This is a genomic window from Roseomonas aeriglobus (assembly GCA_016937575.1).
In the GTDB taxonomy this organism is placed as follows: domain Bacteria; phylum Pseudomonadota; class Alphaproteobacteria; order Sphingomonadales; family Sphingomonadaceae; genus Sphingomonas; species Sphingomonas aerigloba.
Window position 1 is genome coordinate 2,729,061 of the sequence record JAFHKN010000002.1, and the last position, 15,297, is coordinate 2,744,357.

General features: G+C 67.8%; 12 protein-coding genes. 3 read left to right on the forward strand and 9 right to left on the reverse strand.

Going from position 1 to position 15,297, the window contains the following annotated elements; genetic code table 11:
* Positions 1-76: 76 nt before the first annotated feature.
* Entirely contained in the window at positions 77-1,759 is a 1,683-nt protein-coding gene (locus JW805_13500; GenBank protein ID MBN2973034.1) for an EAL domain-containing protein, read from the reverse strand.
* Positions 1,760-1,981: 222 nt separating this feature from the next.
* On the opposite strand from JW805_13500, the gene JW805_13505 reads away from it, so the two are divergent.
* Together JW805_13505 and JW805_13510 are read left to right on the forward strand one after the other, a co-directional pair.
* Positions 1,982-4,966, forward strand: coding sequence for a PAS domain S-box protein (locus JW805_13505; GenBank protein MBN2973035.1), 2,985 nt, complete (start codon positions 1,982-1,984; stop codon positions 4,964-4,966).
* 122 nt (positions 4,967-5,088) lie between these two features.
* A complete protein-coding gene (locus JW805_13510) occupies positions 5,089-6,108 on the forward strand; it encodes a beta-lactamase family protein (protein MBN2973036.1) in 1,020 nt (339 codons plus the stop codon).
* A gap of 17 nt (positions 6,109-6,125) precedes the next feature.
* Here the strand turns inward: JW805_13510 and JW805_13515 are convergent, their stop codons facing one another.
* The 7 genes from JW805_13515 to JW805_13545 all read right to left on the reverse strand — a co-directional run bounded on the left by JW805_13515 (position 6,126) and on the right by JW805_13545 (position 12,612).
* Complete coding sequence (locus JW805_13515; protein MBN2973037.1) at positions 6,126-7,139, reverse strand: patatin-like phospholipase family protein; 1,014 nt, start codon at positions 7,137-7,139, stop codon at positions 6,126-6,128.
* A complete protein-coding gene (locus JW805_13520) occupies positions 7,136-8,017 on the reverse strand; it encodes an NAD(P)H-hydrate dehydratase (GenBank protein MBN2973038.1) in 882 nt (293 codons plus the stop codon). Before JW805_13520 ends, JW805_13515 begins: the two co-directional genes overlap by 4 nt.
* Entirely contained in the window at positions 8,014-8,784 is a 771-nt protein-coding gene (locus JW805_13525) for a histidine phosphatase family protein (GenBank protein ID MBN2973039.1), read from the reverse strand. The genes JW805_13520 and JW805_13525 overlap by 4 nt, the downstream gene beginning before the upstream one ends.
* A gap of 129 nt (positions 8,785-8,913) precedes the next feature.
* Positions 8,914-10,218 carry a nicotinate phosphoribosyltransferase gene (gene pncB / locus JW805_13530; GenBank protein ID MBN2973040.1) on the reverse strand — a complete coding sequence of 435 codons (1,305 nt, stop codon included), beginning with the start codon at positions 10,216-10,218 and terminating at the stop codon, positions 8,914-8,916.
* Between the two features lie 95 nt (positions 10,219-10,313).
* Positions 10,314-10,502, reverse strand: a complete 189-nt coding sequence (locus tag JW805_13535) for a DUF3606 domain-containing protein (protein MBN2973041.1) — start codon at positions 10,500-10,502, stop codon at positions 10,314-10,316.
* A gap of 138 nt (positions 10,503-10,640) precedes the next feature.
* Positions 10,641-11,183 (reverse strand): hypothetical protein, encoded by a 543-nt coding sequence (locus JW805_13540; protein MBN2973042.1) that lies wholly within the window; start codon positions 11,181-11,183, stop codon positions 10,641-10,643.
* Between the two features lie 436 nt (positions 11,184-11,619).
* Positions 11,620-12,612, reverse strand: coding sequence for an esterase-like activity of phytase family protein (locus tag JW805_13545; GenBank protein MBN2973043.1), 993 nt, complete (start codon positions 12,610-12,612; stop codon positions 11,620-11,622).
* A gap of 172 nt (positions 12,613-12,784) precedes the next feature.
* Here JW805_13545 and JW805_13550 point away from each other — a divergent pair, with 172 nt between their 5' ends.
* Positions 12,785-13,162, forward strand: a complete 378-nt coding sequence (locus tag JW805_13550; protein MBN2973044.1) for a glycine zipper 2TM domain-containing protein — start codon at positions 12,785-12,787, stop codon at positions 13,160-13,162.
* Positions 13,163-13,404: 242 nt separating this feature from the next.
* On the opposite strand, the gene JW805_13555 is transcribed toward JW805_13550, so the two are convergent.
* Positions 13,405-15,258, reverse strand: coding sequence for an AsmA family protein (locus tag JW805_13555; GenBank protein MBN2973045.1), 1,854 nt, complete (start codon positions 15,256-15,258; stop codon positions 13,405-13,407).
* Positions 15,259-15,297: the final 39 nt, after the last annotated feature.

The window sequence follows — 15,297 nt, forward strand, 5'->3', positions numbered from 1 at the left end:
TTTATCAATGACTTAATCTGGGTTATAGCCTTTGGCCAGCCGCCCAACCTGTGTCTATCACCTAGGACAGCGCCGTTCAGGCGGTCAGCGTCTGGCGACAGGCGAACTGACGCAATAGTTCGTCCGCCGGCATCGGTCGCCCGTAGCGGAACCCCTGCATCTCATCGCAATGCAGCTTCTGGAGCACGGCTTCCTGGCACGGCGTTTCGACACCCTCGGCGATGACCTGCAACCCCAGGCTCTGCGCCATGGTGATCACCGCGCCGACGATCGCCGCATCGCTGGCGCGCCGGTCGATTTTGGCGATGAAGCTGCGATCGATCTTCAATCGGGTCAGGGGATATTTCTGAAGGAGGCTGAGCGACGCGAAACCGGTGCCGAAATCGTCGAACGCCACATGGACGCCCAGTTTGCGCAGGCGACGCAACGCGCGAGTGGATTGGCTATGGTTCTGAAGCACCGTATTCTCGGTGATCTCCAGTTCCAGGCACGAGCCCGCTACGGCATGGCGGTCCAGCGCGGCGCTTACGACATCGAACAGGCGGTCCGACCGCAGCTGGCCGGCAAACAGGTTCACGCCTATCCGCAGTGGCCCCATGCCAGCGGCCTGCCACGCCGCGGCGGTGCTGCACGCCTGGTCGATGATCCAGTCGCCGACTTCGTCGGCAACCGGACTTTGTTCCAGGATTTCGACGAAGATCCTGGGCGACAGCAGACCGTGATCGGGATGCCGCCAGCGCAGCAACGCCTCGACGCCCGCGAACGCGCCGGTGGCGGCGTGAACCTGCGGCTGGAACCACAGCTCGAATTCGCCCCGCGACACCGCGCCGCGCAGGTCGGCGTTGAGGCGCAACCGCTGTTCGGACCGGAGCTGCATCGCGCGGGTGAAGAAGGTGCGGACGCCGCCGCCCTGCGCCTTGGCGCTGTGGAGTGCGAGGTCGGCGCAGCACAGCAGTTCTTCGTCGGTGCGCGCGTCGTGCGGGAACATTGCGATCCCGATGCTCGCATCGACGAAGACCGACTGCGCCGCCAGTTCGATGGGCTGACGGAGCGCATTGAACAGGCGCGTCGTCAGCGCGCCGAGTGCGCATGGATCGTTGCAATCGGGAACGACGACCGCAAATTCGTCACCACCGATGCGGGCAAGGAATACGTCCGGTCCGACGACCCGTTGCAACCGGTCGGCGACCCGCGCCAGCAGCATGTCGCCCGCGGAATGGCCCAGCGTGTCGTTGACGTGCTTGAAGCCGTCGAGATCGAGCATCAGCAACGCGACGGGGCCGCTCGCGATCACGGATTTGAGCTTGGCCTGCAGGGCATTGCGGTTCGGCAGCGAGGTCAATGTGTCGCAATGCGCCAGATGCTCCAGCCGCCGCTGCGCCCGGGCGCGGTCGGTGACGTCGCGGACGAGCGCGCCGAACATGGGTGCACCGTTTTCGAACCACATCGATAGCGACAGGTCGACGGGCAATTCATAGCCGTCGGCGTGAAGCGCGAGAATCTCGACGGCTTGACCGGCCAGCCGCGCCTGCCCGGATTTGACGGCGCGCTCGAGCCCCGCCTCGTGCGCAGGCCGGAAGCGTTCGGGAATGATGATCGACAGAGGCTGGCCGATCGCCTTTTCGGCAGAATGGCCGAACAGCGTCTCGGCCGCCGAGTTCCAGGCGATGATAAGATTGTCGGACCCGGCGCAGACCGCGGCGGTCGCCGATCGTGACAGCATCTGTTCGTATCGATCGCCCCTGGACGGTGGCTGCATCGGCCGGCTTCCCTCCCCAGCATTCCCCAGCGAACCCTATCAAGTGCAGGTAAACGTTCGGTAATGGCAGGAAGCGCGGCTGGTGCGTCGAGATGAAGGACGCTCCCATGAAATCCGTTATCGTTACGCTGGGCGTGTAATCCGTAGCAATGTCACAAGTGATCGTTGCGCCTATGGTGGGTACATGAACCGTGGCACCCCATCGCAGGAGCATTGCGCCCTATGACGTCCACCACGGTTCCGCTGGAATCCACCAGTTTGCAACCAAAGCTGGCCGCGCCGCTTCTGGTGGGTGGCGGCGCGACGGGTGACCTGATTCGCGCCAAGGACTGGTCAGCCACGCCGCTGGGCCCGATGGAGAGCTGGCCGCCGCAGCTTGTGTCGATCGTTCAGACGGTGTTGTCGTCCCCGGTGCCGATGACGGTATTGTGGGGAGCAGACGGGATCCTGCTCTATAACGATGGCTATGCCGAGGTGTGCGGACCGCGCCACCCCGATGCGCTGGGCGGGCGGCTGCTCGACATCTGGCCGGAAGCGCGGGATTTCAACGCACGGGTCATCGCGGAAGGTCTTGCCGGCCGTCCGCTGAGCTTTTCGGCTCAGGAGTTCGAACTCTGGCGGAACGGGCACCCCGAACAGGTCTGGATGGACCTGGAATATATGCCGCTGCACGGCGCGGACGGCCAGCCGGCCGGCATGCTGGCGATGGTGTTCGACATCACCCCGCGCGTGCGCGCCGAACGCCAGCTGGCGCGCAGCGAGGAGCTGTACCGGTTCCTCGACGAGCTGAGCCAGGCGGTGACGAGCCTGCACGATGCCGATGACGTGCTGCAGGTCACGACGCGAATGGTGGCGGCGCAGCTTTCGCTTTCGAACTGCGCCTATGCCGACATGGACGAGGACGAGGACGGCTTCACTATCCGCGGTGACTGGCATGCGCCCGGGTCGCCGTCGATCGTCGGCCATTACAGTCTCGCCGATTTCGGCACGCTGGCCGTACAGGAGCTGTCGGCCGGCCGCCCGCTGATCATCAACGACAATCTGGCCGAGATCGCGCCGCACGAGGCCAAGACGTTCCAGGACATCGGCATCGCCGCGACGATCTGCATGCCGCTCGTCAAGAACGGCCGGCTGCGGGCGTTGATGGCGATTCACGACAAGGTGCCGCGCCGCTGGAGCGACGACGAACTGACGCTGATCCGCGAAGTGACCGAACGGTCCTGGGCGGATATCGTACGCGTCGGGGCCGAATCCAACCTGCGCGCCAACGAGGAACAGCTGCGCCTCGCCGTCGAGGCAGCGGAAATCGGCCTGTGGGACGTCGATGAGGTCAACGGAACGATGTTCTGGCCGCCCCGCGTGAAGGCGATGTTCGGTATCTCTGCTGACCGGCCGGTATCGATGGCCGATTACTACGCCGGGCTGCACCCCGACGATTTCGATGCGACCGCGGCGGCCTATGCCGCGGCGGCCGACCCGGCGCGCCGCGCGCTGTACGACGTCGAATATCGCACCATCGGCAAGGAGGATGGCGTCGTCCGCTGGGTCGCGGCAAAGGGCCGCGGGGTGTTCGAGGGCGACCGCTGCGTCCGGGTGATCGGCACCGCGATCGACATCACCGCGCGCAAGCAGACCGAACAGGCCTTGCGCGATCTGAACGAAACGCTGGAGGAACGGATCGCCGCCGGTCTTGCCGAGCGCAAGCTGCTCGCCGACGTGATCGAGAATACCACGGCGATCATCTTCGTTGCCGACCTCGACTTCCGATGGCTGGCAATCAATCGGGCGGCGGCGACCGCGTTCGAATCGGTCTATGGCGTGCGTCCGACGATCGGCCGGTCGATGCTCGAGGCACTCGACCATTTGCCGGAGGAACGGGCGCAGGTCGAGCGGGTATGGGGCCGGGCCCTGGCCGGCGAAGAATTTACGTTGACCGAGGAATTCGGCGATCCGCGCTTCGGCCGGCGGTGTTTCGAGATCACCTTCAGCACGCTGCGCGACCCCGACGGCCGCCGGGTCGGCGCCTATCAGATCGTTCACGACGTGACCGAACGGCTGGCCGAACAACGCAGGTTGGCCGAGGCCGAGGAACAGCTGCGTCAGGCGCAGAAGGTCGAGGCGCTCGGCCAGCTGACCGGCGGGGTTGCGCATGATTTCAACAATTTGCTGACCCCGATCATCGGTTCGCTCGACCTGCTGACCCGCCGCCAGATCGGCACCGATCGCGAGCGCCAGCTGATCGCGGGCGCATTCCAGTCCGCCGAACGCGCGCGCACGCTCGTCCAGCGCCTGCTGGCCTTTGCCCGGCGCCAGCCGTTGCAGCCGACCGCGATCGACATCCGTGCGCTGATCGCGGGCATGGGGGAGCTTGTCGCGAGCACGAGCGGGCCGCAGGTCCAGGTGATCGTCGACGCCCCCGACGACCTGCCGCCCGCGCAGGCGGATTTCAACCAGGTCGAAATGGCGCTGCTCAACCTCAGCGTGAACGCCCGCGACGCGATGCCCGATGGCGGCACGCTGCGCATCACCGCCGCCGCGCGCCGGCTGGAGCGCAAGAGCCATGATCTGCGCGCCGGCGATTACGTGATGATCTCGGTCGCCGATACTGGTGTCGGCATGGACGAAGAGACGATGGCGCGCGCGATCGAACCCTTCTTTTCGACGAAGGGTATCGGCAAGGGCACCGGGCTGGGACTGTCGATGGTTCACGGCCTGGCGCAGCAGCTGGGCGGCGCCCTGCGCATCTTCAGCCAACCCCGGTTGGGGACGAACATCGAGATGTGGTTGCCGACCGCGACGATGCGTGCCCCGACGCCCTCCGACACACGGCCCGCGGACGCGGATTGCCCGGGCGGGCGCGGCACGGCGCTGTTGGTCGACGACGAACCGGCGGTTCGCGCGACGACCGCGCACATGCTGGAGGAATTCGGCTACGGCGTGATCGAGGCGAATTCCGCCGAGGAAGCCCTGCCCCTTCTGCGCGAGCGATCGGACATCACGTTGCTCGTGACCGACCATCTGATGCCGGGAATGGACGGCATGGAGCTCGTCCGCGTCGCCCGGTCGATCGCGCCGACGCTGCCCGCGTTGGTCGTATCGGGCTATGCCGACGTCGAGGGGATCGCATCCGACATCCCCCGCCTGGCCAAACCCTTCCGCGCCGAGGAATTGCGCGCCGCCGTCGCGGCGCTCGACGGCGGCGACTGACGCGCGCGGCGCGGCGCCTGCCACTTTTCGACTTGGTAGATCGGCGAAGACTGGTAGGGCGCCCGTCAGGGAGAGGGCGACGAATGCTTAATCGGCGGGGTTTTGTGATAGGCAGCGCCGCGATGGCGTTGGGTGCCGAAGCGTCGGCCCGTGCCGTCCAGGCAAGCAAGAGGCAGGCGATCGCCGAGATCGTGCTGCCGAGCAATTTCAACGGCCTTGTCGCCTATGCCCGCGGCGGTCGGATCGCGCATGTTCGGACCGCCGGTTTCGCCGACGTGGAGAAGCGGACGCCGTTTGCGGAGACGACCGCGATCCGGTGGGGGTCCGCCTCCAAATGGCTGACCAGCGTCGCGGCGCTGCGACTGACGGAGCAAGGGCGGCTCAGGCTCGACGCGCCGATCGCCACCTACCTGCCCCGGTTCCGCGCGGATACCGGTCAGCGCGTTCGCGTCGATCATCTGCTGTCGAACACGAGCGGCATACCCGACCTGCTGACCCGGCAGATCGCGACCGAGCCGGAACTGCGCACCTCCACCGCGGCGACGGCGGACATCGTGGCGCGGTTCGGGGGTGGCGATCCGACATTCCCGCCGGGCGAGGGCTGGGACTATGCGGCGCTCAACCGGGCGATCGTCGCCCATCTTCTCGAGAGCGTATCGGGTCGGGATTTCCCGGCGCTGATGCGGCAGCTGGTGTTGCGGCCGCTGGGCATGTCCGGTGCCGGCTTCGTCCAGACCGGCCAGCCGGCCGTGCCCAATCTGGCGGCGGCCTATGCCTCCATCAGCCCGCCGGTGCGCAAGATGGCCACCGTTCCCCCTTTCCTGGCGGCATCTGGCAATGTCGCGGGAACGGTCGGCGACGCCGTGCGCGCGGCCCATGGCATCTTCCACGGTCCACTGCTGACGCCGCGATCGCGGTCGGACCTGACGCGGGTCCGGTGGCGCGAGGAGGATTATGCGCTCGGCGGGCGTGTTCACGCGATCGACGGCGAGCCCTGGGCGTGGGAGACGGGCAAGGTTCAGGCATATCGCACGCACATCGCCCACCGCCTTGCGCGCAGCGAAACCATCGTCGTGTTCAATACGACCGACATGGACCAGCCGGAGATCGCACGGTGGGTCGAAGCGATCGCCCGCGCGTAGGGCGTTCTTAGTCCACGTCAATTGTCGATGACGGTCAGGCCCGGCGCGCCGACCGGTATTGCCCCGCTGGCGAGCTTGTCGGCGAACGCGCTCCCGTCGCGAAGACCTGCGTCCCAGCGTTCGCGCGCGGACGCCGGAGAGAAGTCCAGCGCCTTGGCGGCGATCTCGCGCGCCTGATCGGCATAGGTGAGGCGGACGACGGTCGCCGATCGATCGCGATAGGCTTCCGTCGCATAGGCGAGCTGCCACCGGGCGATGCTGCGGCGGGTCTGACAGGCGAAGGCCAAGTCCTGCGCCCGTCCGGCCATGTCGCCCAGGCTGCGCGGCGTCGCGGCGCTCGCCGGCAACAGGTCGACGGCGATGCACAGCAGCGGCGTTGCGGCCGGTTCGCCGAGCGGTGGATCGAGCGGCCGGTTCGCGGCCAGTCCGCCATCGACGAGGAAGCGTCCGTCGATCTCGACGGGCGGGTACAGCGGCGGCATCGCCGCGCTGGCCCGGATGTGATCGGTCGTCACCGTGGTCCGACACGTGTCGAACACGACTTCGTCGCCCGTATCCAGATCGACGGCGAAGGCGGTGAAGCGAACCGCTCCACCGTTCAGCCACGCGCCATCGACCAGATTCGCCAAGGCAGCCCCGATGGGGGCCGAGGCGTAAAGGGCGGGCGGATCGCCTCGCGTCGCCAGCCCCGTGCCGATCGGCCCGAACAGACCGGGGCGTCCGGCCAGAGCCGTCGCCAGCGTCTCGCTCGTCCGCCGCCAATCATCGGGGACCGCATCCCACCACATCGGCCACCTGTTTCGGTCGCGGGCGGGATGCCAGAGCCGGGTCAGGCGATCGATACGGTCCTCGTCGCGATTGCCGGCAATGATCGCGCCGTTGATCGCGCCGATCGAGGTGCCGACCACCCAGTCCGGACGGATGCCGCGATCGTGGAGCGCCTGATACACCCCAGCCTGATAGGCACCCAAGGCATTGCCGCCGGCGAGGGCGAGCACGACCGTGCACCGATCCAGTGCCGGGCCGCTCATTGCGGCAACATATGGGGAAATTGGCCGGGCAGATCGCGCGCGAGGAAGCCGATCGGACCATCGGTGGTCGCCAGGCGCCGGCCGCTCTGCCCGTGCAACCACACGCCCCACGCCGTCGCGACGAGCGGCGCCGCCCCGCGCGACACCAACCCGGCAATCGCCCCGGCCAGCACATCGCCCGACCCACCGGTGGCAAGACCGACCCCGCCACCGCCGTAGGACAGCGTCGTACCATCGGGCGTGGCGATAACCGTAGCGCTGCTTTTCAGCGCAACGACCGCGCCGAACGCCTGCGCCGCATCGCGCGCGACGCATATCGGATCGGCAGCGATCGCCGCTTCGTCGCGGTCGCAGAGCACGGCCATCTCCCCGTAATGCGGCGTCAGGACGATCCGCCCGGAGAACCGCGCCAGATCGGCACGAACCGCCTTCAGACACCCGATCGCCACTGCATCGACGACGAGCGTCAGGTCGTCGCCGGGGGCGCGCAAAATGACATCGAGCAGATGCGCCGCCACATCGGGATCGCCGATTCCGGGACCGAGCACGACCGTATCACAGGCCCCGAGCGCGGGATCCAGCGCCGCCGCAGCGTGCCCGATCTCGCCCCGGTCGTCCTCCGGCACGGCAATGACGGCGGCTTCGGGAACGAGCAGACCGAGCGGCACCGCTGCCGCCTCGACGGTCGCGAGTTGCACCTTGCCGGCGCCCGCCCGCAACGCCGCTTCGCCCGTCAGCCGCGTCGCGCCCGGCACCTTGCGCGACCCCCCGACGATAAGCACGCGGCCACGGCTATTCTTGGTCGTTCCCGGGCCATGGACCGGCAAGGGATGGGCTGCCAGCCAGGCGCTGTCGATCGGTGTCTCGGTGTCGCTCATCCGCGCACTCCGGGCGTCCGCTCGGGCTCGGCGGTGACGGTCGGCGTATCGGTCCGCGCCAGATGCGGCACACTGTTGTAGCGCGTCAGAACCAGGCCGCCGCTATCCCCGGCCGCGGGGTCGAAGCGATATTCGGTGACCGAACAGTTGGCGACGTCGCCGGCGGCATCGATCGCCAGGATCTCCGCCTCGGTCAGGTTTTCGATGACGTAGCGCAGGCAGAGGACGACGACCTGATGCGCGACGATCATGACCCGGCGGCCGGCGTAATGGAGCGCGATCGTGTCCATCACCGACCGCAATCGAAAGATCACGTCGCACCAGCTCTCGCCGCCGGGCGGACGATGGTAGAATTTGCCGAGCAGTCGGCGGAATTCGGCCTGGTCGGGATAGACCGAAGCGACGCCGCTGACCGTCAACCCGTCGAGAATGCCGAACTCCTTTTCGCGCAGCCGCTCGTCGATGCAGATCGGAACCGCGTCCGCACACCCGCCTGCGTCGCGAAACAGCGCCGCCGTCGTGCATGCGCGGACATAGGGCGACGCAAGGACCACGTCGGGACGGTCGTCCGCCGATCGCCGTGCGAACCACGCGCCCAGCGCCTGCGCCTGTTCCTCGCCGCGCGGCGACAGGGCGATATCGACGTCGCGCGCCGACAAGGCGATCCGGTCGTCCCCCCGCGCATGCGCGGCATCGCGTGCGACGTTACCGGCGCTTTCGCCGTGCCGGACGATCCAGATACGCTCGGGCCAGCGCGCCGGCGTCATATCGCGCCGCCCGCATCACTGGTCGTCCGGTCCTTCCGTTCTCGCGCACAGCTGGTCATCCCGGCCTCCCTCACGCCGAAAGAGCGCGTGGCACAGGGGCGGGTTCCGGCGGCGGGCAAGGCGTTTCACCTAGGTTGATACGGAATGTGCGATCCGCCCCGCATCGCCGAAGATGCGCAGATAACGCGCGATTTCCGACGGGTCGCCGGTCGCTTTTGCCGGATTGTCGGACAGCTTGACAGCCGGGCGGCCGTTGACGGTCCTGACCTTGGCAACCAGCGAGATGGGATCGAGGCCGGTCGTGCCATCGGGCGCGCACCCGCGGAAATCGTTGGTCAGGTTGGTGCCCCAGCCGAAACTCATTCGCACACGCCCGTGAAAATGGCGGTAGGTGGCTTCGATCGAATCGACGTCCACGCCGTCCGAAAAGATCAGCAGCTTGTCGCGCGGGTCGCGACCATGGGCCTGCCACCAGCGCAGGATCCGTTCGCCCCCCGCGATCGGCGGCGCACTGTCGGGGCGAAAGCCGGTCCAATCGGCGACCCAGTCGGGAGCATTGGCCAGAAACGCCTCGGTACCGAACGTGTCGGGCAGGACGATCAGCAGGTTGCCGCCGTAGCTGTGCCGCCAATCGTCGAGCACATGATACGGCGCCGCTGCGACATCGGCGTCGGATTCGGCGAGCGCGGCAAGCACCATTGGCAGCTCGTGCGCGTTGGTCCCGATCGCTTCGAGATCGGCGTCCATCGCCAGCAGGACATTGGACGTACCGATGAACCGGTCGCCGAGCCCTTCCTTCAACGCCTCCACACACCAGCGCTGCCACAGGAAGCTGTGCCGCCGACGCGTGCCGAAGTCGGAAACGACGAGGTCGGACAGCCTGCGCAGCCGATCGACCTTATCCCACAGCTTGGCCTTGGCCCGCGCGTACAGCACGTCGAGCGCGAAACGCCCCAGACCCCGCATCGCGGCGCGCGATCGCAATTCGTTGATGATCGTCAATGCGGGGATTTCCCACATCGTCGTGTGGGTCCAGGGACCAGCGAAGCGCAGGTCGAACTGTCCACTGACGCGGCGCAACGCATACTCCGGCAGGCGAAACGCCGCCAGCCAAGCGATGAAGTCGGGGTCGAACATTCGCGTCTGGCCGGCAAAACTGTTTCCGGCCAGCCATATCAGCTCCTTCTTGCCGAAGGTGACCGATCGTGCATGGTCGAGCTGCGCGCGAAGCTCGCCTTCATCGATGGTGTCGGCCAACCGGACCCGCGTGGTGCGGTTGATCAGCCCGAATTCGGCCTCCACCGCCGGATACAGACGCCAGATCATCTGCAACATCAGCAGCTTGTAGAAATCGGTGTCCAGCAGGCTGCGTACGATCGGATCGAGCCGAAAGCCGTGATCGTAGGTGCGCGTCGCGAGATCGGTCACGGCCATCGTCATCTCCTGGCAGGCACATCACCGACGGCCCGCAGCCTGGATGAGGATCAAAGCGCCGAGGAGCGACCCGATCCGCTCGCTCGGCCGCGACCTTACGCCTTCTTCAGCTTCGACGCCGCCGCGTTCAGTTTCTCGCGATCATTGCCAACCCTGCCGATCAGGTCTTCGGCCTGCTGCTTGGTAATGCCGTGCTTGCGCGCAAAGTAATTCACTTCATAGCCTTCACCGGCCGCGACGCGCGCCCGATCGGCCGCACCACGTTTGCTCTTGTCGTCCGCCATCGGTCATCTCCCTTCGTCGGGGAAAAGGACGATCCGGCGATCCGGTTCCGCGTTTGGCCCGACTTTGACTTGGGTAAGTACGTTAAATCGAACGCTTTTCCTGGATGCGGACAGCGGCGGATGTCCACGGGCGACCGGTCAGGACTGTTGGTCGGTCAGCCACGCGTCGAAAGCGGCGGTATGGCGTTCGCGCTCGCGATCGACCGCTGCCTCTGCCGCCCGCCGCTTCCGCTCATACGCCGTGTCGAGCGTTTGCCGATCGCGATCGAGGGCCTTGCGTTGACGCTCGAGTTCGGCGGCCCGCGCCTTCAACGCATCGGCCGCCTGACGATGCGTCTTGTCGATATCCGCCAGCAGGTCTTCCGCCGCTTTCAGACGCGCGCGAGACGGTCGCGGGCGTGGCGCGGATGCCTTTCGGGGTGTGGCCGGCGCAGACGGTTTCGTCGACGCGGGCACCGTCTCGCTGGCGGCGGCGAGGTGTTCGGCCGTGCTGCCCCGCGCGAGCTTGATCACTTCCCCGGGCCGCTCCAGCGGCGCGCGCATCAGCGCGGCATCGTCCGTCACCTCTTCCGCCACACCGCGGGCGAACAGATCGACATCGCTGCCCCAGGCCGTCAGCGCCGCCTTCCGGCTTGGCGCAGCGACATACGCGTCGTGAAACCCGATCGGAGTCCGAAACACCTTGAGTTTCCGCGCGCGCGCCATGCGTCCGAAAACCCGCCGGCGACCGATTGTCTCCCATCCGGCTAGAGCCGCTCAAGCCAATATCGCTGCGATCGCCTCCGCCAGCGGCGGCGTCGGCGCGCGTGGCCGATGAAATCGGCCTATCGCCGGTCGCCGACTAGGGTCATGCTCGCCAGCGCGCCGCGCACCGCCGCGGCGTAGTTTTTGGGTGTATCAGCCGTTGCGCAGGATCGTGGCGGGACTGCCCATTGCGGAAAACGCCGCTTCGGTTTCCTGAGGTTCGACCGCCAGATCCGGCGACGAGGTGTCGGGCGTGTCGGCGCGGTCTCCGGCCTATGGAAGGTCCAGATCGACGAAAAGGAAGCTCCGGACGGAATCGGCTGCCTCACCGCATCGGCCGAAACGTTCTACCTGACCGCTACCCCTACCCTACCTAATTCAAACCCGACGTCTCCAACCGGAACTTCAGCAGCAGCGTGCGCTCGAACAGGCTTGGTCCGTTGTCGTCGGACAGGATCCAGACGATTGTCTCGCGCCCCTCGCGCGTTACCGCAAGCCCTTCGAAATTGTCGTGGATCACGTCGCCGGTGAAGCTGGCGATCTCTCGTCCGCGTATCGTCGCGCCGGCCCGGATCGTCCGTGGGTCGACCAGCAGCAGCTTTGCGGTGAAGAAGTCGCGCACCGAAAAGGCGCGGGTCAGGACCAGCAGGCGGCCGTCGGGCAGGACGGCGGCGTCGACGGGGTCGTAGCCGTCGGGGGGCAGAAAGGCGAAGCGGGCGGGTCGGGCGTTCGGGTCGGTCGGGTCGCCGGGAAAGATCAGCGCCTGTTTTCCCGGCCGGCCGTCGGGCATGGCGGCGTCTTCTGAAAAGACGATGGTTCGACCATCCTGCAGGATCGCCATCGCCTCCGCTCCGCCGTTGCGGGGCCAGCGCTTCATCGGCAGGGGGCTATAGTGGCGAATAACGCGGGTCAGGCGCGCGTCGTATCGCCAGATCGCGTTCGACCGCTCGAACCCGACCAGCAGGTCGCCGGTGCGCGGGTCTGCCACCATCGATTCGCTGTCGCGGTCGGACTTGCGCCAGCCGGTGCCGGGGCCACCGGGCAGCGCGCCGGCGCGGACGTCGCGCGGCCGCCAGTCCGCCCCCATCGCGAAATCGAGCGTCAGCCCGCCGTCGCTGAGCAACAGAAAGCGACCGCCGCGCACGATGAGCGACGAATAGCCGCCGAAAGCCCAGTTGCGGCTGCTGAGGTGAACGCCGCCGAGATAGACGAGCGATCCGAGCCTGTGCCGGTCGGGGCGAGCGTCGGACAGGGGGACGCGGCTGGCCGTCACTCGCGGCGCGCGGTCCCAGAGCGGCCTCCGCTCGTCCCCGCTCCACGACGGCACGACGATCAGGACCGCCAGGATGATCAGGAGTACGCGCACCGTGCGCCTCCTAACGCGTGGGACGCCGGCGCGACACCCGTTTCGCTGAACGAACGATAACAGCCGCATTCAGCGAGCGGCCACGGCGTTTGTGCGAATCACGTGTTTGTCGAGGGCGACGATCCGAATCGAGCCGCCGCCGGACAGAGTTGAAGACGCGAGGAGATTTACGATGTTCAAGAAACTGACGCTCGCTGGCGCCGCGTTCGCAACCCTTGCGGGCGGTCTGGCGGCCACACCGGCGATGGCCCAGCGCTATGACCGGGGCTATGGTTACGACCGCGGGTACAACGACGGCTACGGCTATGATCGCGGCTACCGCAACTATCGCGGGAACGACCGCCGCTACATCAACCGCGGCCAGCATCCGTGCAAGGACGGCGACGGCGGCACGGTGATCGGCGCGATCGCGGGTGGCCTGGCGGGTAACGCCCTGGCGGGTCGCGGTGACCGGACGCTCGGTGCGATCCTGGGCGGTGCCCTGGGTGCGGTCGCGGGTCGTGCGATCGACAAGTCGGACCCGCCGCGGGGGTGCGTGCGCTCGCGGTAAGGCCGATGCGGGCGCGGCTACGACCGCGCCCCCAGGCATCGGGCCCGGCCGGCGGGTCACCGCACGGATGACCCGACCGACGGCAGCGGCTCCGCCGCCGCCCCGCCCCAGACCCCTCACAGAATTCTACAGTTTTCCCGCGGGTTGCGTATCAGCGGGGAACCTATCCCCCGGGTGGCGTATCGGGGGCGGGGGCCGGTTCCGCAAGGAGCCGGCCCTCGAACATGTCGGCCGCCCAGGCCCTATCGCCCGATCGCCCGCCGACTGAGCGCATCGCAATCGGCATTGCCTGCAACCGGCCCTTGCTTGCCGGTGATCGCGCGCCCCAACCCCTTCAGGATGTTGCCCACCGACTTGGTCTCCTGCGGCACCACGACCTGCGGCGACGACAGCGTTCCCGAGACGAGCACCGAGCCCGGGATGCGCAACAGGCTATTGTGCTTGGGCGCTCCGGTCAGCCTGGCGGCAACGGTTTCGGCCGGAAAGACGACTCCGCCGGTGCCGCGGGTCTGGCTGGCGCTGGTATCGACGATCAGCGGATCGAACCGCCCGCGCCCGCCCGCCACATCGAGCCGGACGACCGCGCACCGCAGCCGGGCCCGCGCATCGTCATCCGCCGTCAGTGCGCGGCCAGCATCGAAACCGAGCATCGCCGCCATCTTCGCCGGCAACGCGCCGTTCCGCGCGACGAGCCCGATCTGTCCGTTCGACCGGCCGACCGCGGTGCGGATCGTCTCGCCGACACCGCTCAACCGCACCCGCCCGTCGAGCCGGCCACTGACGTCGCCACCCCCGGCCAGGGCGGCGATGCTGCTGCCCGTCAGGTCGAGGGCCAGCGTCACAGTCGGGTCCTTGCGCCCGCCGCGCTGATCGACCACCGCCTTGCCGGTGATCGCGCCGCGCTTCAGCCCGATCCGCAGCGGCTCGATCGTCAGCAGCTGGCGATCGAGCACGAGAACCCCCGACGCCGTGGTGATGGCCGATGGTTCGCGACTGACGATCCGGTCGATGCGAAACGCGATCCGCCCGTCGGTCGAGGTGATCTTGCCGATATCGACCCGGGTGTTGGGAACGACTCTGGGTCCCACGGCGCGTTCCAGGGCCGTCGCCTTGGCGAGCCCGGCATCATCGGCGAGGTCGTCGAAATCGAGCTGCGATGCGTGAATGTCTCCGTTCAGGACCGTGCGCCCGCTGGTCTTGTCGACCCCCAACTTGCCCGTGAAGTCCGAGCGGCCGATCCGCCCGCGCAGAGTGTCGATGTGCCATTTCGGCCCGTCGTGCCGCACGTCGGCGCTCAGCCGCACCGGCTGGGTGCCGAACAGGCCGGCCTCGATCACGGCGTCGATCAGCTTCAGGCTGGAGGCCTGCGCCGTCACCGCCAGCGTCATGCGTTCGGTATCGAGCGGTGCGTCCATCCGCCCCCGCGCGGTCATCGACAGGGCCGGCCCGTCGAGCCGGGCGCGGAACGGCCAGGGTTGGCCGCCCGCCGTGATCGGCGCGCCGCTGGCCGACACGCGCACTGCCGCCCCGCGCACGACGCCCTGCCCGCGCGCGGCAAATCCATTCGCATCGGAGGTGACGGAAAGCGTGAACTGCCGATCCTGCTTGCCGTCGCGGTAACGCACGACGGCGTCGCGCACCGTCAGCCCGTCGAGCCGCAGCGGGCTGGCCGAACCGTCATCCTTCGCACCCCCCGGACGGTCCCAGTTCGTCTGCCCCTCCGCCGTGCGGACCAGGTCGAGACGAACGCCGCTTGCCGTCACATTCTTCGGATCGACCCGCCCGGTCAGCAGCCCGAGGCTGCGGATCTGCATGTCGAGCGTCGCGATCCGCACGAAATCGCCGCTGCCCGCCCAGGCCGGTTGCGGAATGCGGACGTCGCGGATGCGGATCGTCGGGGTGAAGGAAAAGGCCGGGGTGCGTTCGAGCGCGCCGATCGTGACGGGCCGCCCGAACCGCGCGCTCAGCGTTCGCTCGGCCCGTTCGCGGAAAGGAGAAACCGGGAAGGCAGCGACCAGCAGGACACCGCTCAGCAGCAAGACGACAAGGATGATCGCGCCCCATTGGAGCCAGCGGCGGTGTTGCGGGGCCATCATCGCGGGACGAGCGAAGGCGGATTTTGTTCCTGTGGTGGA